This window comes from Sphaerisporangium perillae (assembly GCF_023276435.1).
Classification (GTDB): Bacteria; Actinomycetota; Actinomycetes; order Streptosporangiales; family Streptosporangiaceae; genus Sphaerisporangium; species Sphaerisporangium perillae.
In genome coordinates this window covers 178009-197464 of the sequence record NZ_JALLPO010000012.1, presented here as the reverse complement: position 1 = coordinate 197464, position 19456 = coordinate 178009, and the positions used below count along the sequence as shown (strand labels likewise).

Below are 19456 nucleotides of genomic sequence, written 5' to 3'. Positions count from 1 at the left end.
GTTCGGTAACCTCTGAACCACCCGGAGTGGGCGACACCCCACAAGGGCAGCCCAGTTGGTTGCGGCGGGCTGTCCTTTGCAATGATCGGGAGACTGAATGGGCCGCTACGTCATCAGGCGCCTTCTCCAGGCGATCCCTGTGCTGTTGGGCACCACATTCCTCATCTTCGCCATCGTCTACGCGCTACCGGGTGACCCCCTCCAAGCGCTGGCCGGCGAGAAACGCGTAGACCCGGTGTTCGCGGCGACGCTCCGGGAGCAGTTCCATCTGAACGAGCCCCTCATCGTGCGGTACGGCTACTACCTCCGCGACATCGTGAGCGGGAACTTCGGCACCACCTTCCGCGGGCTGCCGGTCTCCACCATCTTCGAGGGCAAGTTCCAGGTCACCTTCAAGCTGTCCATCACCGCTCTGATCTTCGAGGCCATCATCGGCGTCGGCCTTGGACTTTGGGCCGCGCTGCGCCGGGGCCGGTGGGAGGACAAGGGCATCTTGGCCATCACACTGCTGATGGTCTCGGTCCCCACGCTGGTCAGCGGCTTCGTGCTCCAGCTGGTGCTCGGCGTGAAGCTCAAGCAGAGCACGGGCATCGACTTCTTCCCGGTGGCCGGGGTGCAGGACGGGGTGCGCAGCTATCTGCTGCCGGGATTCGTCCTCGCCATGGTGTCCATCGCGTACCTGACCCGGCTCACCCGAACGAGCCTCATGGAGACGCTGCGCGCCGACTACGTCCGCACGGCCGTCGCCAAGGGCATGCCCCGGCGGCGGGTGCTGGGACGGCACGCGCTGCGCAACTCGCTGATCCCCATGGTGACCTACCTCGGCGCGGACCTCGGCACGCTGATGGGCGGTGCGGTGATCACCGAGACCATCTTCAACCTTCCCGGCATCGGCCAGCAGCTCTTCCAGTCCGTCTACCTGCGGGAGAACCCCGTGGTGGTGGGCATCGTGACGGTCCTGGTCCTGATCTACATCCTGGCCAACCTCGTCGTCGACCTGCTGTACGCCGTCCTTGACCCCAGGATCCGCTATGAGTAACGACACCCTTTCGGCGACGGCTCCCGCACCGCAGCCCGCCAAGCCGGTCAAGGAGAAGAAGCCCGCGAGCCTGTGGTCGGACGCGTGGTACGACCTGCGGCGCAACCCGGTGTTCATCATCGGCGGCATCATGCTGGGGCTGCTCGTCATCATCTCGGCCTTCCCCGGCCTGTTCGACACCGTGGGCGTCGAGCCGTCGACCTGCTCGCTGGCGCAGGCCCGCAAGGGCATCTCCGCCGAGCACTGGTTCGGGACGGACAACCTGGGCTGTGATGTGTACTCCCGCGTGATCCACGGCGCCAAGGTGTCCATCATCGTCGGCATCGTCAGCGCCGTGGTGACGGGTCTCGTCGGCGGCGCGCTCGGCCTGCTGGCCGGCTTCTTCGGGCGCTGGGTGGACGTGCTCCTGTCGCGGGTCGCCGAGATCTTCTTCGCGATCCCCTCCATCCTCGGCGCCCTGCTGATCCTCGCCGTCATCGGACGCGACAACGCGGGCATCGCCAGCGTCGTGCTCGCGCTGTCCCTGCTCGCCTGGCCGATGATCCTGCGCATCATGCGGGCGTCGGTCATCACGGCCAAGCACCAGGACTACGTCATGGCGGCGCGTGCGCTCGGCGCCGGCCCCGGGCGGATCATGATGCGGCACATCCTGCCGAACGCCGTGGCGCCGGTCATCGTGGTCTCCACGATCAACCTCGGCGCCTTCATCGCCGCAGAAGCGGCCCTGTCCTTCCTCGGCGTGGGCATCCAGTCACCGCAGATCTCCTGGGGTCTGATGATCGCGGACGCGCGCAACCGCTTCCTGGAGGCACCGCTGCCGCTGCTGTTCCCCGCGCTGTTCCTGAGCCTCACCATCCTCAGCGTCGTCATGCTGGGAGACGCGGTTCGTGACGCGCTAGACCCGAAGCTGCGGTAGGAGAGGGCACCGAAGGTGAAGAACCCGTCAATCGACACCCATCCGCTGGCCGACGAGGTCGGGCACGAACCGCTGCTGGCGGTGGACAACCTGCACGTGGAGTTCGTCACGCGGCAGGGCATCGTCAGGGCCGTGAACGGCGTGAGCTACACGGTGAACGCCGGTGAGTCCCTGGCCGTCCTCGGGGAGTCCGGCTCGGGCAAGTCGGTGACCGCCCAGGCCATCATGGGCATCCTGGACATGCCTCCCGCCCGGATCCCCAAGGGTGAGATCCGCTTCCGCGGCACCGACATGCTGAAGCTCTCCGACCAGGCCCGCAGCCAGATCCGCGGGCAGCGCATCGCGATGATCTTCCAGGACGCGCTCTCGGCGCTGAACCCGGTGTTCACCGTGGGCTGGCAGATCAGCGAGATGTTCCGCGTTCACCGCGGCATGTCCAAGCGCGACGGCATGAAGAAGGCCATCGAGCTGATGGACCGCGTCCGCATCCCGGCCGCGAAGCAGCGCGTCAACGACTACCCCCACCAGTTCTCGGGCGGTATGCGGCAGCGCATCATGATCGCCATGTCGATCGCGCTGGACCCCGAGGTGCTGATCGCCGACGAGCCGACGACGGCCTTGGACGTGACGGTCCAGGCGCAGATCATGGAGCTGCTCGCCGAGCTGCAGCGCGAGAGCAACATGGGCCTGATCCTGATCACCCACGACCTGGGCGTGGTGGCGGACGTGGCCGACAAGATCGCCGTCATGTACGCCGGCCGCATCGTGGAGCACGCCCCGGTCCACGACCTGTACAAGACCCCGGCGCACCCCTACTCCAAGGGCCTGCTGGACTCGATCCCCCGGGTCGACCAGAAGGGCCAGGAGCTCTACGCCATCAAGGGCTTGCCGCCCAACCTGCTCGACATGCCTTCGGGCTGTGCCTTCCACCCCCGCTGCCCGTACCGTCGCGACAACTGCGTGACCGACGTGCCTCCGCTGTACGAGATCAGCGGGACGCGCGGGAGCGCCTGCCACTACTACCGGGAGGTCCTCGATGGCACCCTCGGGTGAGCGGATCCTCGAGGTTCGTGACCTGGTCAAGCACTTTCCGCTGACCCAGGGCATCGTTCTCAAGCGTCAGGTCGGCGCGATCAAGGCGGTGGACGGGGTCTCCTTCGACCTGCACCGCGGCGAGACGCTGGGTGTCGTGGGCGAGTCGGGCTGTGGCAAGTCCACGCTCGCGAAGCTCCTGATGGCCCTGGAGCGGCCCACCTCGGGGGAGGTGAAGATCAACGGTGTGGACATGGCCAAGGCGCACGGGGGTGACCTCAAGCGCATGCGCCGCAACATCCAGATGGTCATGCAGGACCCGTACACCTCGCTGAACCCGCGCATGACGGTCGGCGACATCGTCGGCGAGCCGTTCGAGATCCACTCCGAGGTCGCGCCCAAGGGCGACCGCCGCCGGAAGGTGCAGGAACTGCTGGAGGTGGTCGGTCTCAACCCCGAGCACATCAACCGCTACCCGCACCAGTTCTCGGGCGGCCAGCGGCAGCGCATCGGCATCGCCCGCGGCCTGGCGCTCCAGCCTGAGATCATCATCTGTGACGAGCCGGTCTCCGCGCTCGACGTGTCGATCCAGGCCCAGGTCATGAACCTGCTGGAGCGGCTGCAGAACGAGTTCAACCTGGCCTACATCTTCATCGCCCACGACCTCTCGGTCGTCCGGCACATCTCCGACCGTGTCGCGGTGATGTACCTGGGCAAGATCGTGGAACTGGGCAAGGACGTCGCGATCTACGAGCGGCCTAGCCACCCGTACACCCAGGCGCTGCTGTCGGCGGTGCCCGTGCCCGACCCCGAGGGGCGCGATCAGCGTGAGCGGATCATCCTGCAGGGCGACCCGCCGTCGCCGGCCGACCCGCCGTCGGGTTGCCGGTTCCGCACGCGCTGCTGGAAGGCGCAGGACATCTGCGCCGAGCAGGAGCCGCTGCTGGAGATCCGCGCGGGCGGGCACCTCAGCGCCTGTCACTTCGCCGAGGAGCACGACGTCATCCACGCGTAGCCGGCACGCACGCCCCCGCAGGGCGGTACGTGATGGAGAAACCCTCCACGGGACGACCCGTGGAGGGTTTCTCCATCACGGCAGGTACGACGGCCGTAGCCGGCGAAGTCAGCGCCTGGACGCCGAGATGCCGAGCCCGGCGCCGGTCGAGCTCTTCAGCCCGGCCGAACTGCTCAGCCCGACACCGGCACCGGTCTTGAGGCCGGCGGCGGTGGACGACCGCACCGACGTGGCGAGCCCCGCGTTGGCGTTGGCCTTCGCGTGCGCGTCCACGTTCGCGTCCACGTTGGCGTCCACGTTCGCGTTGACGCTCAGCCCCAGGCTCAGGCCGAGGCCCAGGTTGAGGCCCAGGTTCACGTCGGTGTCCACATCGGTCCCGGTGCCGATGCCGTTTCCCTGGTGGATGGTGACGCGCGCCGTGGAGCTGTGCGCGGAGGCGGCGGCGGCGGGCGCGACGATGGCGACGGCGGCGCAGGCCGAGGTGATCAGAAGACGGCGAATCATGTTGTTCCCCCCGAAGGAAACCCGTCGCGGAGTCCTGGACCTGGAGCCCCTGGTTAACGGAGTTCTTTGATCAAGAACCGCCCGCGCACGGGTGACTACTCTGTGTGACCGCTGTGACAGTACCCATCGCAAGAACACGGATAAGGGTGCTGAACGGTCAGGTGATGGCAATGATTGCGGAGCCGCTCAGATGTCCACCCCACGCGCCAGCCGAACGTGGGCGCCAGGGGGCAGGCCGAGGCGCTGCGCGGCGTCGCCGGAGTTGACGGCGAACGCGACCTTTCCGGCCGAGTCGGTGAACGCGACCAGGTTGCCCGGTGGCACGGCGGCGAAGGTGTCGCGGAAGGGCATCGTGATCTGGCGCCTGCCCATCGACACCGCCAGCGTGTCCCCGACGTGGACGCCGATCGTCGCCAGATCGTCAGCGGTCACGGAGAGTTGCACGTTCCCGTAACGGTCGAGCGACAGCACCTCGCCCTCGGCCGCCCCCTCCCCGATCCGCGCCGTGGGCGGCGGCAGCAGCAGCAGGCGGTCGAGCGGGATCTCCGGGCCGAGGTCCGCGGGCTTGCGCCCCATGCACAGGCGAGCCGCCACCGGGGCGTAGATGTCCCGCCCCGGAAAGGTCGGCGACACGGGCTTGAGGAACAGCTCGGTGTTGGAGATCTCGTACGCGGCCCGCGCGCCCCCCGCGGCCATCACGGCCCAGGAGAGCAGGCCGTTGTCCGGGCCGACGAACACGCGGTTGCCGGCCTCCACGGCGATGGAGCGCCGGGCGCTGGCGCTCGCGGTGTCCACGGCGCCGATGTGCACGCCGGCGGGAAGATATGGCAGCGTCTGGGCGAGAATCGCGGCGCCGCGGCGGATGTCCCCGGCCGGAACCAGGTGGCAGACGTCGATGATCCGTGTCTGCGGGGCGATACTGATGATCACCCCGTGGCAGGAGGCCACGAACCCGTCTTCCAGTCCGTAGTCGGTGAGAAGCGTGATGACAGAGGTCACACTTGGTGACTGTACGTCGTAGGGAGGCGGTGTCATAGGGGCACATCCCGAGAGATCGGCGACCGTATCGATCTACCGTCGCGGCGCCATCTTTGAAACCTTTCCGGCGATCCGGGAGCTTTCGCGTCTCCCGAACTGTCATGAACAGCCGCGAATTCCCGACTACGATTGCCACGGGCCGCACGCGCGCGTCGTGGCTCAGGGTCGCGCTCGTCCGGGCGCTCATTCGCATCTCTCCCGCCCTCCCCCGCCCGGCCCGCCGTCCGACGTCTCCCGTGTACCCGACCGAGGAGGACATCATGGACACCGCGCCGGATCGCGGTGACGGCGACCCTGAGGAGCCGTCCATCCCCCAAACCCCCGGAGAGCTGACCGGACGCGAGCGCGAGCTGCTCGCCTTCGAGCGCCAGTGGTGGCGTTACGCGGGCGCGAAGGAGCAGGCGATCCGCGAGACCTTCGACATCTCCGCGACGCGCTACTACCAGCTGCTCGGCCAGATCATCGACCGTCCCGAGGCCCTCGCGCACGACCCGATGACGGTGAAGCGCCTGCGGCGGCTGCGGGCCTCGCGCCAGCGCGAGCGGGCCGCCCGCCGCCTGGGCATGCGCCCGTGATCCGTGGGGTAGTGCTCAACGAGTGACTCATGATGTGTTGCCGGATATAGCCGGATTGGCGGCGATCAAGGCCGACCCCCGCGGTGCCGTGGTCGGACTCGACTTCGACGGCACGCTGGCGCCGATCGTCCCCGACCCCGCCGACGCCCGCGTCGACCCGCACGCGGCCGCCGCGCTCGTACGCCTCGGCGGCCTGGTCGGGGCGGTCGTGATCGTCACGGGCCGCCCGGCCGCCACGGCCGTCGCCTACGGCGAGGTACCGGACGGGCCGAGCCTCGCCGACGTGCCCGGGCTCGTCGTCCTCGGCCAGTACGGCCTGGAACGCTGGGAGGACGGGCTGCTGACCTCTCCGCCGCCCCCGCCCGGAGTCGGGCGCGTGCGCGCCGCACTGCCCGCCCTGCTGGCCTCCCTGGGCTTTCCCATCAGCGGTGGCGCCGAGCCGGGCGTGACCATCGAGGACAAGGGGAGGGCGGTCGCCGTCCACACCCGAAGGGCCCCGGACCCGGAGGCGAGCCTGCGGGCGTTGCGCGAGCCGCTGGCCAAGCTGGCCGCCGAGACCGGCATGCTCGTAGAGCTCGGACGTCTGGTGCTGGAGCTGCGCCCCGCCGGCATGGACAAGGGGCACGCGCTCCGCGCGTTCCTCGCCGAGCGAGAAGCCCGGTCGGTGCTGTTCGCGGGGGACGACCTCGGCGACCTCGCGGCCTTCGAGGCCGTGCGCCTCTCGGGGCTGCCCGGCGTGACGGTGTGCAGCGCCTCCACGGAGGTCACCGCCCTGGCCGACCGCGCCGACCTCATCGTGGAGGGCCCCGCGGGGGTCGCCGCACTGCTCTCCGCCCTGGCCGGCGCCTTGCTCGAGCACTGAGCCTCAGGACCTGCCGGCCGCTCAGCCGGAGGCGGGTGAGCGGCCGGTGAGGGCGATGCCGGTCAGCGCGAAGGCGATCAGCAGCGGGACCATGAGGAACGCCGTGCGGGTGCCGAAGCCGTCGGCGAGGGCGCCGAGCGCGAACGGCCCCACCCCGACCGCGACCCCGGCCCAGATGGACGCGGCGGCGCTCGCCTGGTCCGGACGCCCGCCGGAGGCCGCGATGACCCTGGCGAAGCCGAGCGGGAACTGCATGGCGACTCCGAGGCCGCTCAGGACCAGTCCCGCGTAGGAGAACACCGGCTGAGTGCTGAGCCAGAAGGCCGTCCAGCCGGCGAGGGTCACGACCAGCGCGCAGGCCAGTAGCAGCGTCGGGTCCGCGCGCAGGGCGAGCCGGCCTCCGGCGAACCTGCCGGCGGCGATCCCGGCGGTGAACGCGGTCAGCCCGGTGGCCGCCGCCGCGGCGGTCATCCCCGTCTGGTCGGCCACCAGCTTGGCGGCCCACAGGTTGAAGAGGAACTCCGTGGCCACCAGGCACGACAGCACGCCACAGGCGACGTGGAACCGCCTGCCGAACGGGACCTTCGCCATGGTGGCCGGTTCGGGGACGCCAGGAACGGGCGCGACGGCTGCGGGCGGGAGCGACGGCACCCAGACCCTGCCCATGAGCGCGAGCAGGAGGAACGTCGCGACGGGAGTGACCAGGATGCCGGCCCGCCACCCGATCGAGCCGCCGGCGAGGACGCTGATCAGGTACGACATGCCGATGCCGACGGTGACGCCGACCGCGTTGGCCTCGTTGATGACCGCGGCGGAGGTCGTGCCGTGGTGGTCGCTCAGCACGGACATGCCCACGTACAGCGTGAGGGAGCCTCCGCTGCTGGCCACCGTGACCGCCAGCAGGGTGAGGGGCACCGGCGTGGCGAGCGCGAGCGCCGCGATGCCGCAGGCGGTCATGAGCAGGCCCAGCCATGTCGTCCGCCGCCTGCCGATGGTGGCGGTGAGCCAGGGGATGGCGATGCCGCTGACGATGCCGCCGACGGCCATGGCGGTGCCGTGCAGCCCGGCGACCGCCTGGGAGACCCCCTGGTCGAGGCGGAGCAGCGGGAGTGCTGCGGAGACGCCGTACAGGTAGGTGGCGAAGGTGGCGAGCTGGAGGTAGATGAGCCAGGTCGGGCGGTCTCTGGTGAGCCGGGCGCGCATACGGTCGGATGTGGTCGCGCTCACTGATCTCCTGCGCCTCGAAGCACTCGAACAGGTCAAAACGGTATCAGTGCCCGATTCCTTAAAGGAATTCGAATTACGGCGACAAATCCGACAGAAGGGGACGAAGTCGGTGGTGCTGGGCGGTGACCGAGAACGAGCGCTCAGCGCTCCAGGGCGGTGACGGCGTATGGGCGTCAGCGCTCCGAGGCGGCGACGGAGAACGCGGGGTCAGCGCTCCAGGGCGGCGAGCTGGTCCGCGAACCACTGGCTGGGGGGCAGCGCCGTCGCCGCCGCGCGCAGGCGGATGCCGCGCTTCGCGCGTTCCTCCTCCGGCAGCGTCAGCGCCTCGTACAGGGCGTCCGCCGTGCCCGAGACGTCGTAGGGGTTGACCACAAGCGCGTCCGCCCCGAGCTCGGCGGCGGCGCCGGCCTCCCTGGACAGCACCAGCGCGCAGTGCGGCGCGAGGATCGGCCCCTCCTTGGCGACGAGGTTCATGCCGTCGCGGATCGGGTTGACCAGCAGCACGTCGGCCATGCGGTAGGCCGCGAGCGACCTCGCGTAGTCGTCGTCCACGTTCAGGATCAGCGGATCCCAGTCTTCGCCGGCGAACTCGTCCTCGATCTCCTTGGCGCAGCGCTGCACGGCCGCGGTGTACTCGCGGTACTCGGGCAGGTCGTGCCGCGAGGGGTAGGCGAAGGCCAGGTGGACGACCTTGCCGTGCCACTCGGGATGGTCGGTCAGGAACTGCTTGTACGCCGAGAGCCCGCGGACGATGTTCTTGGACAGCTCGGTCCTGTCGATGCGGACGATGAGCTTGCGGTCGCCCACCCGCTCCCGCAGGGCGAGCATGTGAGACTCCACGTCCGGCTCCAGGGCCCGCGCCCAGAGGGCGTCGCCGTCCACGCCCAGGGGATGCACGCCGATGCGCGTCGTCCGCCCCTCGTAGGCGATCGTGCGCTGGACCCGGTCGACCTGGGCGCCGAGCAGCGTCTCGCAGCAGTCCATGAACGCCGACGCCCAGCGCGCGGTGAGGAACCCGGCCCGGTCGGCGCCGAGGATGCCCGACAGCAGCTCGGCCGAGATGTCGTCGGGCAGGAGCGAGAAGTACTCCGGCGGCGCCCAGGGGGTGTGCGAGAAGTGGGCGACGCGCAGGTCAGGACGCTCCACGCGGAGCATCGCGGGGGCGAGGGTGAGGTGGTAGTCCTGGATCATCACGCGGGCGCCGTGCGCGGCCTCCTCGGCCAGCGCGAGCGCGAACGCGGCGTTGTAGTCCTGGTAGGACTCCCACTCCCGGCGGAACCGCATGTCGAACTGCGGGGAGTTCGGGATGTCGTACAGCATGTGGTTGACGAACCACAGCGTCGAGTTGGCGACCGCGTTGTACGCGCGGTGAAATGTCGCGGGCGGTATGTCGAGCATGCGAACCGCGCCGGTGTCGTAGCCCGCCTGGTCCAGGCGGCCGCCCGGGGCCACCCGTACGGCGCTGCGGTCGCCGTCGGACAGTGCGGCGCACACCCACAGCACCTCGGTGTCCTTGGCGACCTCCGACAGGCCCGACACCATGCCGCCCCCACCGCGGCGCATCGTCAGCGTGCCGTCATCCGCGAGTGTGAACGACACGGGGCCTCGATTGGAAGCCAGCAGAACTGTGTTCATCCGCCCATCACCACTCCTCGTCCGCCACGTGGCGGTCGTCCCTCGCCGTTCTTCTCCGTTGTGATGCGCACCCGGCCGCAGATTAATTGAATTTAACCCTCCCAATAAGATGGGCTGGTGGTCAGGTCCGGGCAAGGTGCAAGCGGTCGAGAGGAACTCCGGCATGGCGCTTGACGAGACGACCGAAGAGTTGGCCCACGCGGCCGCCGGTGGCGACCACCGCTCCTTGGGAGAGCTTCTCCGCCGCATCGAGCCCGATGTGCTGCGGCACTGCTCCCGGCTGCTGCCGTACCACCAGGACGCGGAAGAGGCCTGCCAGGATACGTTGCTGGCCGTCGCGCGCAACATCGGCAGGTTCGAGGGACGGGCGCGGTTCTCCACCTGGCTGCACATCGTCACGACGAACTGCGCCCGCACGACCTACCGCACGCTCAAGCGCCGCGCCGCCGAGCAGACCTCCGAGGAACTGCCCGAGTTGCGGGCCGACCCGCGCCGGGTGAGCGTGATCGCCGGCTCCCGGCTCGACCTGCTGGACGCGATGGAGTCCCTGGAGGCCGACAAGCCCGACCTCGCCCAGGCCCTGGTGCTGCGCGACATCTGCGAGCTCGACTACAACGAGGTGGCCGACCAGCTCGGCATCCCGCTGGGCACCGCCAAGTCGCGCATCCACCAGGCCCGCAAGTACGTCCAGGCGGCGCTCGGCGACGACTACGGCCGGTTCCGGTGACCACCTCTCGCGGGGCGTCCGACCGGCCGCCCACGCGCGCCTGGGGCGGCCCCATCTTCTCCTGACGTGCTCGCTTGTCTCGCTACGTGAGACAAGCGGCCGGAGCCGCTGATGGGCGAGGTACAGTTCATTTGGCCTGCTTGTGATACGAGCGGCACCACAACTTCATATTTGCTCATCCAGAGGGGTGGAGGGACCGGCCCTGCGAAGCCCCGGCAACCCTCCCGGCTGTGGTCATCCGCGTCTCCGAATGGCGCGGCACTAAAAGACCAGTGAGACCGCCGGGACAGGTGCCAATTCCGGCCCGTGACCAGGGTGGTCCGGGCGAAGATGAGGGAAAGGCCTCGCTTCATGGCGCTCGCAACAGCTGAGACTACGACCACACTCGACTTCGGCCCCGCCGTCGCGTTGTCGTGCCGCGAATGCGGTACGCGTTACGACCTGGGACCGGCCTTCGCCTGTATCGAGTGTTTCGGGCCACTCGAAGTGGCCTACACCTGGAATTCCCCCGACGCCGGGGCCGCCACGGTGACCCGGCGGCAGATCGAGTCGGGTCCCACCAACATCTGGCGATACCGGGCGCTGCTCCCTGTGCCCGCCGATGTCGCCTCGCGGCCCAACCTGGCCCCCGGCTGGACCAAGCTGGTCAAGGCCGACAACCTCGCGCGCGAGCTGGGCCTGCGCAGCCTGCACGTCAAGGACGACTCCGGCAACCCGACCCACTCCTTCAAGGACCGGGTCGTCGCCATCGCCCTGGAGGCCGCGCGCAACTTCGGCTTCCACACCCTCTCGTGCTCGTCCACGGGCAATCTCGCGGGCGCCGTCACCGCGGCGGCGGCCCGGGCGGGGCTGGACGCCTGCGTGTTCATCCCGTCGGACCTCGAAGAAGCCAAGATCGTCATGGCCTCGGTGTACGGCGGCCGGCTGGTCGGCGTCGAGGGCACCTACGACGACGTCAACCGGTTCTGCTCGGAGCTCATCGGCGACCCGCTGGGCGACAAGTGGGGCTTCGTCAACGTGAACCTCCGGCCGTTCTACGGGGAGGGCTCCAAGACGCTCGCCTTCGAGATCGCCGAGCAGCTGGGCTGGCGCATCCCCGACCAGATCGTCATCCCCGTGGCGTCCGGTTCGCAGCTCACCAAGATCGACAAGGGCTTCAAGGAGCTGATCAAGCTCGGCCTGGTCGAGGACACCCCGTACAAGATCTTCGGCGCTCAGGCGGAGGGATGCTCCCCGGTGTCCACGGCCTTCAAGGCCGGCCACGAGAATGTGCGGCCGGTGAAGCCGAACACGATCGCCAAGTCCCTCGCCATCGGCAACCCGGCCGACGGCCCGTACGTGCTGGACATCGCGCGCCGCACGGGCGGGGCGGTCGAGGACGTCACCGACGCCGAGGTGGTGGACGCCATCCGGCTGCTGGCGCGCACCGAGGGCATCTTCGCCGAGACCGCGGGCGGGGTCACCGTCGGAGTGCTCCGCAAGCTGGTGACGAACGGCCTGCTGGACCCGGAGGCCGAGACCGTCGTGCTCAACACGGGAGACGGTCTGAAGACCCTCGACGCGGTGTCCGCGGAGGCGCGGCCGACCGCCGTCATCCGTCCCTCGCTCGACGCATTCCGTACGGCTGTCGCCGACAACTCCTGAAAGGTCCCGAATAATGAGCGTTTCTGTGCGGATTCCGACGATTCTCCGTACCTACACCGACGGGGCGTCGGAGGTCAGCGGTGAAGGGACGACCCTTCGCGAGGTGCTCCAGAAGCTGGATGCCGACTTCCCCGGAATCGGCGCCCGCATTCTGGACGAAACGGGCAAGATTCGCCGTTTTGTCAACGTGTATGTCGGAGAAGAGGATGTCCGATTCGTCGACGGACTCGACACCGCCACGGCCGAGGGCGCGCAAATCTCGGTGATCCCCGCCGTCGCGGGGGGCTGAGCTCCCGGCCTCCGCGACGCCGGCCGCAGCCCGGCAACGCCCACGTGTCCAGGAGGACGCGTGGGCGTTCGCATGTCGGGAAGGCCGCGGGCCGGGCTGACTATCGTAATAGAAGTTCTTACTGGACCCTCCGTTAGTGTAATTGTCAACTAACTAAACGCGAGCGGGAAAAAGTCACGTACTGCTGAGAGCGAACGTCAAGAAGTAGTTTCCCGATTGACTCTGTTGCGCCAAGGCATGCCACAGGTATGGTCGAGAACGATCGACGAAGCCGAGGAGTTCGCATGCGTCTCGGCTCCGAAGGTCACGGGCCCCGCGGAGGAGTGGGTGGGGTCCGGAGCCCAGCAAGAGGAGTCGGAAAGTGGCGCAGGGCACCGTCAAATGGTTTAACGCGGACAAGGGCTACGGCTTCATCGCGGTAGACGGTGGTAAGGACGTGTTTGTCCACTACTCAGCGATCATGTCCGAGGGATATCGGTCCCTTGAGCAGGGTCAGCGGGTGGAGTTCGAGATCACACAGGGCCAGAAGGGTCCACAGGCGGAGTCCGTGCGGACTGTGTGACGCGGCCGGCACCGCCCGGTCGACGAAGATCCACTGGTCTCTCTCAGTCAGTAGCTGGAAGGTTCGGTCCGTCATGCACCGAGACGGGCCGAACCTTCCTTCATGTCGGTAGTCGCACGATGTGTCCATCCTCTAGGGGTGGGTCCAATATTCGGCATACGGTCGGAGAAATCCTTGTGCCGCCCAGGTCATAGGGGTTGTCGCTTGCACTCGACCGGGTAGAGTGCTAAACAGTTCGTTGGCACTCTCGTGTCGAGAGTGACAAACCTGGATCGAGGCGATGGGGCCTGGCGAGCCACGGCGACAGGTGTCGTGGAAGCGCGGGTCTACATGCCGTCGCGGGCGTCGGCTCGATCCGCTGCAAGCCACCCTGTATCTGGGAGGTCTAGCCGTATGGCAGCCAAGATGATCGCGTTTAACGAGGACGCCCGGCGCGGTCTCGAGCGCGGTATGAACCAGCTCGCCGATGCCGTCAAGGTGACCCTTGGTCCCAAGGGCCGCAACGTCGTGCTGGAGAAGAAGTGGGGCGCTCCCACCATCACCAACGACGGTGTCTCGATCGCCAAGGAGATCGAGCTCGAGGACCCGTGGGAGAAGATCGGGGCCGAGCTCGTCAAGGAGGTCGCGAAGAAGACCGACGACGTCGCGGGTGACGGAACCACGACCGCAACCGTGCTCGCCCAGGCACTGGTACGCGAGGGCCTGCGCAACGTGGCCGCCGGCGCCAACCCGATGTCCCTGAAGAAGGGCATCGAGGCCGCCGTCGAGCGCGTCAGCGAGGAGCTGTCCAAGATTGCGAAGGATGTGGAGACCAAGGAGCAGATCGCTTCGACGGCCTCCATCTCCGCCGGCGACACGCAGATCGGCGAGATGATCGCCGAGGCGATGGACAAGGTCGGCAAGGAAGGCGTCATCACCGTCGAGGAGAGCAACGCCTTCGGCCTCGAGCTCGAGCTCACCGAGGGTATGCGCTTCGACAAGGGCTACATCTCCGGTTACTTCGTGACCGACCCGGAGCGGATGGAGGCCGTCCTCGACGACCCCTACATCCTGATCGTCAACTCCAAGATCTCGGCCAACAAGGACCTGCTCCCGCTGCTCGACAAGGTCGTGCAGGCCGGCAAGCCCCTCGTGATCATCGCTGAGGACGTCGAGGGCGAGGCCCTGGCCACCCTGGTCGTCAACAAGATCCGTGGCCTGTTCAAGTCCGTGGCCGTCAAGGCTCCGGGCTTCGGCGACCGCCGCAAGGCCATGCTGGGCGACATCGCCACCCTCACCGGCGGCCAGGTCATCAGCGAGGACATCGGCCTCAAGCTCGAGACCGCCACGCTCGACCTGCTGGGCCGCGCGCGTCAGGTCATCATCACCAAGGACGAGACCACCATCGTCGACGGTGCCGGTGACCCCGAGCAGATCGCCGGCCGGGTCAACCAGATCCGCGCCGAGATCGAGAACACCGACTCCGACTACGACCGCGAGAAGCTCCAGGAGCGCCTCGCCAAGCTGGCCGGCGGCGTCGCCGTCATCAAGGCCGGCGCGGCGACCGAGGTCGAGCTCAAGGAGCGCAAGCACCGCATCGAGGACGCCGTTCGCAACGCGAAGGCGGCCGTCGAGGAGGGCATCGTGCCCGGCGGTGGCGTGGCTCTGCTGCAGGCGGGCGCCAAGGCGTTCGACAAGCTGGAGCTGTTCAACGACGAGGCCACCGGTGCCGCGATCGTGCGCAAGGCGCTCGAGGAGCCGCTGAAGCAGATCGCCGTGAACGCCGGCCTCGAAGGCGGCGTCGTGGTCGAGCGTGTCCGCAACCTCGAGCTGGGTGTCGGCCTCAACGCCGCCACCGGCGAGTACGTCAACATGCTCGAGGCCGGCATCATCGACCCGGCCAAGGTGACCCGCTCGGCGCTGCAGAACGCCGCGTCCATCGCGGCGCTGTTCCTCACCACCGAGGCGGTCATCGCCGAGAAGCCCGAGAAGAACCCTGCCGCTCCCGCCATGCCCGGCGGCGGCGACATGGACTTCTGAGCCACCCGGCTCAAAAAACCCAAAAGGGCCACCTCCGGACTCCCGGGGGTGGCCCTTTGGCATTGTTCCCCTGTTCTCTTCGGGTCAGAGGGTGGTCACCGCTCGGTCGACGGCGTCGAAGGCGCGGTCCAGGAGGACCGCGTGGTCGCGGATGACCTCCTGGGCGCTCTCGCCGGCCATGAGCCTGCGGGCGCTGGAGACGTAGGCGGCGCGGTAGCCCGCGAGGAACAGCCCAGCGGCCAGCCGGGGCTCGAAGTCGTCGGGATCGGCGCCGGTCGCCTCGGCCAGCAGCGTGGCGAGCAGGGTCTCCAGCTCGTCCACCGCCTCCCTGACCCGTGCCCGCAACGCCGGGGAGTCCAGGATGACCTGCCAGAAGTGGTGGTACCCCTCCCCGATGCCGGCCAGCGGGTGGCCTTCTCGCAGGAGCCGGTGGAACAGGCCGCGCAGCGCCGTCAGCGGCCGCCCGCTCTCGGGCCGCTCGCGGACGGCCCGCGTGATCAGCTCGACGGCCTCCGGGACGCGGTCGAGGAACAGGCCCTCCTTGCGCGGAAAGTAGTTGAACACCGTCTTCGTCGAGACGTTCGCGGCCTCCGCCACCTCGGCGACCGTGACGTTGTCGAACTCGCGCATGAGCCGGCGTTTCCGCCCACTCGCCGGCCGCTTCTCCGTGGTCAGGCCCCACCGTAGGCGCCGATGCCATTCTCCAGCAGGTCGAAGGCGAGCCCCGCCTGGGCGCGGATGTCCCTGACGACGTGGTCGTGGCTCTCTCCGGCCAGCTTGCGCCGGATGCCGTCCGCCGTCAGCCGGCGGATGGCCGCGCAGACCTGGGCGGCGACGAGCCCGGGCCTGATGTCGTCCTCGTCCGCGCCGGTCGCCTCCGCCAGGGTCTCGGCCAGACGCTCCTCTCGGCGCTCGGCCAGCTCGCGCATGCGGGCCATCAGCGAAGGGCTCTCGTTGATCAGACGGATGACCACGTCGGCCCCCTCGTTCAGCCCGCTGCGCCAGTCGCCCTCCTCGAGCGCCTCGAGGAAGTCGCGGCGCAGCGCGGCGATCACGGACTCGCCCGCCCGCCGCTCGCGGACCACGCGGCTCGGCTCGTCCACGTACACGTCCTGGCGGTCGAGGAAGAGGTCTTCCTTGGTCTTGAAGTAGTTGAAGACCGTGTTGGCGGAGACGTCGGCCACCCGCGCGACCTCCGCCACGGTCACGTTCTCGAACCCGCGGGCCATGAACAGGCCCATGGCCATGTCCGCGATGCGCTGCCGCGTCTCCCGCTTCTTCCGCTCCCGCAGGCCGAGCTCCGCTTCCATGCCCCAGATCCTATTGACTCGTCAGTGGAGCGGCCCGGCGCTTCCCGGCGCCGCGCCTTCCCACCCGGCTTCCACGTTCCGGGCGGCCGATGTCGTGCGAGCCCCGTCGCCCTTCAGCGCCGGGTCGTGCGAGCCCCGTCGCCCTTCGGCGCCGTGAATGAAGACGCGCCATGGTTGACCGATGAGGAGGCCCGCGTGATTCTGGAGCGTGTGGGCTTGCGGGAGGCCTTCACCATCGACCAGACCTGACCACGCCGGACGCAGGTCCGACGCGGATCACCGAGTGAGCACAGGCAGGCCTCCATGCCAGTACCGGTGTCCGGACTCACCACCGGCGACCGCCCGTCCGGATCGGTGGCGCCCGCCGTCGAGCTGTCCGGCCCGACCGAGCTCCGCGTCCACGGCGTCGGCGGGTCCACGCCGCAGAACCTGCTGGCCGACCTCGCACCGCAGCAGGTGGCGGGGGACGACATCGCGGGGTTCTACCGGACCGCCGACGCCCGGGGACGGCACGTCGAGGGGTACAGCTGGGGTGGGCTCACCTCCAGGAGCGGCTCGAGGGTGCTCTGGCTGCTCCTGCTGCCCTTCGCGCTCGCCAACCTCGCCGGCTGGATGTGGCCGTTCCAGAACCGCAGTTCCCTGCGGTTCCGGGTGTTCCGCGAGTCCGTGCGGCTGGCGGCGCTCGGCGTCACGGTCAACGTGGTCCTTCTCGTCAGCGTCATCCCCATGGACTACGTGGCCTACCAGTGCGGCGGGAACGCCACCTGCGCGGCGCCATGGTGGATGGGACCGCTGCGCATGCCCGGGATCGGCGACCACCCCGGCCGCCGTGTCGCGCTCGGCGCCGTCGTGCCCCTGCTGGTGGTCGTGCTGCTCGCCGTGCTGTCGCTGCTGTCGCGGCGCCGGTACGAGGACGTGCGCCCGCCCGGGACGCCGGGACCCCGAGAGGAGTGCGCGCGGAACGCCGCCGCCCTTCCCGGAGGCCTCACCGATCCCGACTTCTGGAACACCGGCCGCTACACCAGGCATCTCAGCGAGATCCACATCGCCGTGGCGTTCGCGCTGCTCGCCATCGTCCTCACGCACACGGTGCACACGACGTTCGCCGTGCGGCCGGACCTCGTGGTGGCCGACGGGGCGCGTCTCGCGCCGGAACCGCTGTACGGGCTGTCCCTCGGGTGCGCGGGGGTGGTCGTGGTCGTCGCGATCGCCGCGCTCGCGCCGGAGAAGGTGACCGGGCCGCTCGTCCATCTCGGCCGGGTGCTCATCGGTCTGGCCGTGCTGGCCCTGGTCCTGGCGGTGGTCTTCGCCTGGCTGGAGCCGCAGGCCATCCGGGCCGAAGGCGCCCTCAGCCACGAGCTTCCCGGCATGCGCTACGCCATGAACGCGGTGTACCTGGGGATCGTCGTCGCGCTGCTGCTGGTGCCGGTATGGCTGCTGGCCGCCTCCTTCACCCGCGAGACCTGGCCGCGCCGGTCCGCGCAACTGCTCGGGGTCGGCCTGGCCGCCACCGTCGTGTATGTCACGCTCGGAATCGTCGACTGGCCCTACGGCTGGATCGTCATCGCGCTCGTGTCCGCCGCGGCCGTCTTCGCGATCGGCGCGCGCCACCACTACCGCGGGTTCCGCTGGGGAGCCCCGTTCATCGTGCTCAGCGTGGCCGTCCTCATGGTGAACACCTTCCTCGTCGGCCTCCTGGTCCGGGTGGCCGACACGATCGGGGAGATCGGCTTCGGCCAGCAGGTGAAGCCCCTGATCAACGGGGCTCCGTCCATCGCGGTGTTCCCGATCATGGGCGAGGTGGGCGCATACCTGATCTTCGAGCCGCTGGCCCTGGTGCTGCTGTTCGCCGGCTGGCAGGCCGTCCTGTGGTACCAGGCGGGCGGGAGCGGGGCCGCGGCGGAGGTCGCCGACGAGTACCGCGGCCCGGCCCCCACGCCGGCCCCCGCGACCGAGCCGCACACCACGAACCCCGGCACGACGAGACCTGACGTCGACGGGGTGGGCCCCGTCACCGCCAGGCCGGATGTCGCGACGCCCGATGATCCGGACGCCGCGTGGGTGGTGGACGTGGTCTCGCTCACGGACGCGGTCGCCAAGGGGACGCTCTCCTCAAGGTGGGCCACCCAGGACGTCCTGGGCTGGGCCGCCGGTGTAGGCAGGGCCAGGCGGCTGGCGAAGGCCACGCTCGACCTCGACCTGTTGTTCAGCGCCGTCGTCCTGGTCGGCATCATCCTGTTCGCCTGGCTGGAACAGCACATCTGGTCGGGCGTCAACCGGCCGACGCCCTGGCTCGCGGGGGTGGGAACCCTGGTGGCGACGCTGCTGCCCTTCCTGGTCGTCATCGTGGCCCGCGCCGGCTGGAAGGACCGCGACACGCGCCGCGTCATCGGCGCCCTCTGGGACGTCGGCACGTTCTGGCCGCGCGGCTATCACCCCCTGGCACCTCCCGCGTACGCGGAACGTGCCGTGCCGGAGCTCCAGCGCCGGATGTGGTACCTGCACGACCACGGCGCCCGCGTCGTGCTCACGGCGCACAGCCAGGGCGCGATCCTGGCCGCCGCCGCCCTCTCCCAACACGGGGACCTGCGCCCGAAGAACGCCCGCATCGTGCTGGTGACCTTCGGGTCGCCCCTGCGGAAGCTGTACGGCTGGGGGTTCCCGGCCTACTTCAACGAGGAACTCTTCACCGGCCTGCGGCGAAGCCCGCATATCCACGCGTGGCGGAACTTCTACTACCTCACCGACTACATCGGAGGCTGGACGGTGACGGAGGGCGTGACAGTGAAGGCGCAGGAGGCCGCGTCCGAGGACGGCACGGTGATCGATTGGCGGTTGCCGGATCCGCCGACCAGCCGCTTCGTCTACGGCGACCCGCCCCCGCCGATCGGCAGCCACTCCGGCTACTGGAACGACCGCAGGATGTGGACCGAGGTCGACGCCCTCGTGGCCCGCCACTTGCCCAGAAGCGACGGCGGCCCGCCCGGGAATCAGCCGGCCGCGCGCGAGGACCAGGAAGTCTCACCCGAGGACTAGCAGCCTCGCGCAGAAGCGGCAGGCTC

At 69.3% G+C, this 19456-nt stretch carries 18 protein-coding genes and 1 riboswitch; of the genes, 12 read left to right on the top strand and 6 right to left on the bottom strand.

What is annotated here, in order from left to right; all coding sequences use genetic code 11:
• Positions 1 to 97 precede the first annotated feature (97 nt).
• The 4 genes from MYF83_RS14350 to MYF83_RS14335 are packed head-to-tail and all read left to right on the top strand — an operon-like array spanning position 98 to position 4002.
• Positions 98 to 1039, top strand: coding sequence for an ABC transporter permease (locus tag MYF83_RS14350; protein ID WP_248960796.1), 942 nt, complete (start codon positions 98 to 100; stop codon positions 1037 to 1039).
• Positions 1032 to 1955 carry an ABC transporter permease gene (locus MYF83_RS14345; RefSeq protein ID WP_248960795.1) on the top strand — a complete coding sequence of 308 codons (924 nt, stop codon included), beginning with the start codon at positions 1032 to 1034 and terminating at the stop codon, positions 1953 to 1955. The genes MYF83_RS14350 and MYF83_RS14345 overlap by 8 nt, the downstream gene beginning before the upstream one ends.
• Positions 1956 to 1970: 15 nt before the next feature.
• Entirely contained in the window at positions 1971 to 3008 is a 1038-nt protein-coding gene (locus MYF83_RS14340) for an ABC transporter ATP-binding protein (protein WP_248960794.1), read from the top strand.
• Complete coding sequence (locus tag MYF83_RS14335) at positions 2992 to 4002, top strand: ABC transporter ATP-binding protein (RefSeq protein ID WP_248960793.1); 1011 nt, start codon at positions 2992 to 2994, stop codon at positions 4000 to 4002. The genes MYF83_RS14340 and MYF83_RS14335 overlap by 17 nt, the downstream gene beginning before the upstream one ends.
• A gap of 108 nt (positions 4003 to 4110) precedes the next feature.
• Here MYF83_RS14335 and MYF83_RS14330 read toward each other — a convergent pair whose 3' ends face one another.
• Entirely contained in the window at positions 4111 to 4506 is a 396-nt protein-coding gene (locus MYF83_RS14330) for a hypothetical protein (RefSeq protein ID WP_248960792.1), read from the bottom strand.
• A 186-nt stretch (positions 4507 to 4692) separates the two neighbouring features.
• Positions 4693 to 5505: an SAM hydrolase/SAM-dependent halogenase family protein gene (locus MYF83_RS14325; RefSeq protein ID WP_248960791.1), complete on the bottom strand. Its 813-nt coding sequence runs from the start codon at positions 5503 to 5505 to the stop codon at positions 4693 to 4695.
• 299 nt (positions 5506 to 5804) lie between these two features.
• Here MYF83_RS14325 and MYF83_RS14320 point away from each other — a divergent pair, with 299 nt between their 5' ends.
• Positions 5805 to 6119 carry a DUF3263 domain-containing protein gene (locus MYF83_RS14320; protein WP_248960790.1) on the top strand — a complete coding sequence of 105 codons (315 nt, stop codon included), beginning with the start codon at positions 5805 to 5807 and terminating at the stop codon, positions 6117 to 6119.
• Positions 6120 to 6153: 34 nt separating this feature from the next.
• On the top strand, positions 6154 to 6981 hold the full coding sequence (otsB, locus tag MYF83_RS14315; protein WP_248960789.1) for a trehalose-phosphatase: 828 nt from the start codon (positions 6154 to 6156) through the stop codon (positions 6979 to 6981).
• A 21-nt stretch (positions 6982 to 7002) separates the two neighbouring features.
• Here the strand turns inward: otsB and MYF83_RS14310 are convergent, their stop codons facing one another.
• Together MYF83_RS14310 and MYF83_RS14305 are read right to left on the bottom strand one after the other, a co-directional pair.
• A complete protein-coding gene (locus tag MYF83_RS14310; protein WP_248960788.1) occupies positions 7003 to 8208 on the bottom strand; it encodes an MFS transporter in 1206 nt (401 codons plus the stop codon).
• Between the two features lie 207 nt (positions 8209 to 8415).
• On the bottom strand, positions 8416 to 9843 hold the full coding sequence (locus MYF83_RS14305; protein WP_248960787.1) for an alpha,alpha-trehalose-phosphate synthase (UDP-forming): 1428 nt from the start codon (positions 9841 to 9843) through the stop codon (positions 8416 to 8418).
• Positions 9844 to 10006: 163 nt separating this feature from the next.
• Between MYF83_RS14305 and MYF83_RS14300 the strand changes: the two genes are divergently transcribed.
• From MYF83_RS14300 to groL, 5 genes are all read left to right on the top strand, one after another.
• Positions 10007 to 10570 carry an RNA polymerase sigma factor gene (locus MYF83_RS14300; RefSeq protein WP_248960786.1) on the top strand — a complete coding sequence of 188 codons (564 nt, stop codon included), beginning with the start codon at positions 10007 to 10009 and terminating at the stop codon, positions 10568 to 10570.
• 172 nt (positions 10571 to 10742) lie between these two features.
• Positions 10743 to 10907: riboswitch (SAM riboswitch) on the top strand.
• A 14-nt stretch (positions 10908 to 10921) separates the two neighbouring features.
• Positions 10922 to 12214, top strand: coding sequence for a threonine synthase (gene thrC, locus MYF83_RS14295; protein ID WP_248960785.1), 1293 nt, complete (start codon positions 10922 to 10924; stop codon positions 12212 to 12214).
• Positions 12215 to 12227: 13 nt separating this feature from the next.
• A complete protein-coding gene (locus MYF83_RS14290) occupies positions 12228 to 12503 on the top strand; it encodes a MoaD/ThiS family protein (RefSeq protein WP_248960784.1) in 276 nt (91 codons plus the stop codon).
• Between the two features lie 361 nt (positions 12504 to 12864).
• Positions 12865 to 13065, top strand: a complete 201-nt coding sequence (locus MYF83_RS14285; protein ID WP_248960783.1) for a cold-shock protein — start codon at positions 12865 to 12867, stop codon at positions 13063 to 13065.
• Between the two features lie 393 nt (positions 13066 to 13458).
• The gene (gene groL / locus MYF83_RS14280; RefSeq protein WP_248960782.1) at positions 13459 to 15084 is read left to right on the top strand and encodes a chaperonin GroEL; all 1626 of its coding nucleotides are present in this window, start codon (positions 13459 to 13461) and stop codon (positions 15082 to 15084) included.
• An 84-nt stretch (positions 15085 to 15168) separates the two neighbouring features.
• Here groL and MYF83_RS14275 read toward each other — a convergent pair whose 3' ends face one another.
• Positions 15169 to 15714 (bottom strand): TetR/AcrR family transcriptional regulator, encoded by a 546-nt coding sequence (locus MYF83_RS14275; RefSeq protein WP_248960781.1) that lies wholly within the window; start codon positions 15712 to 15714, stop codon positions 15169 to 15171.
• Positions 15715 to 15755: 41 nt separating this feature from the next.
• Positions 15756 to 16394, bottom strand: coding sequence for a TetR/AcrR family transcriptional regulator (locus MYF83_RS14270; protein ID WP_248960780.1), 639 nt, complete (start codon positions 16392 to 16394; stop codon positions 15756 to 15758).
• Between the two features lie 303 nt (positions 16395 to 16697).
• On the opposite strand from MYF83_RS14270, the gene MYF83_RS14265 reads away from it, so the two are divergent.
• On the top strand, positions 16698 to 19430 hold the full coding sequence (locus MYF83_RS14265; protein ID WP_248960779.1) for a hypothetical protein: 2733 nt from the start codon (positions 16698 to 16700) through the stop codon (positions 19428 to 19430).
• The last annotated feature ends 26 nt before the right edge of the window (positions 19431 to 19456 follow it).

Coding starts and splice junctions, on each gene's coding strand:
- MYF83_RS14335 (WP_248960793.1), top strand. CDS start 2,992: ATGGCACCCTCGGGTGAGCGGATCCTCGAGGTTCGTGACCTGGTCAAG.
- MYF83_RS14345 (WP_248960795.1), top strand. CDS start 1,032: ATGAGTAACGACACCCTTTCGGCGACGGCTCCCGCACCGCAGCCCGCC.
- MYF83_RS14265 (WP_248960779.1), top strand. CDS start 16,698: ATGCCAGTACCGGTGTCCGGACTCACCACCGGCGACCGCCCGTCCGGA.
- MYF83_RS14290 (WP_248960784.1), top strand. CDS start 12,228: ATGAGCGTTTCTGTGCGGATTCCGACGATTCTCCGTACCTACACCGAC.
- MYF83_RS14350 (WP_248960796.1), top strand. CDS start 98: ATGGGCCGCTACGTCATCAGGCGCCTTCTCCAGGCGATCCCTGTGCTG.
- MYF83_RS14300 (WP_248960786.1), top strand. CDS start 10,007: ATGGCGCTTGACGAGACGACCGAAGAGTTGGCCCACGCGGCCGCCGGT.
- thrC (WP_248960785.1), top strand. CDS start 10,922: ATGGCGCTCGCAACAGCTGAGACTACGACCACACTCGACTTCGGCCCC.
- MYF83_RS14275 (WP_248960781.1), bottom strand. CDS start 15,714: ATGCGCGAGTTCGACAACGTCACGGTCGCCGAGGTGGCGGAGGCCGCG.
- MYF83_RS14305 (WP_248960787.1), bottom strand. CDS start 9,843: ATGAACACAGTTCTGCTGGCTTCCAATCGAGGCCCCGTGTCGTTCACA.
- MYF83_RS14320 (WP_248960790.1), top strand. CDS start 5,805: ATGGACACCGCGCCGGATCGCGGTGACGGCGACCCTGAGGAGCCGTCC.
- groL (WP_248960782.1), top strand. CDS start 13,459: ATGGCAGCCAAGATGATCGCGTTTAACGAGGACGCCCGGCGCGGTCTC.
- MYF83_RS14330 (WP_248960792.1), bottom strand. CDS start 4,506: ATGATTCGCCGTCTTCTGATCACCTCGGCCTGCGCCGCCGTCGCCATC.
- MYF83_RS14270 (WP_248960780.1), bottom strand. CDS start 16,394: ATGGAAGCGGAGCTCGGCCTGCGGGAGCGGAAGAAGCGGGAGACGCGG.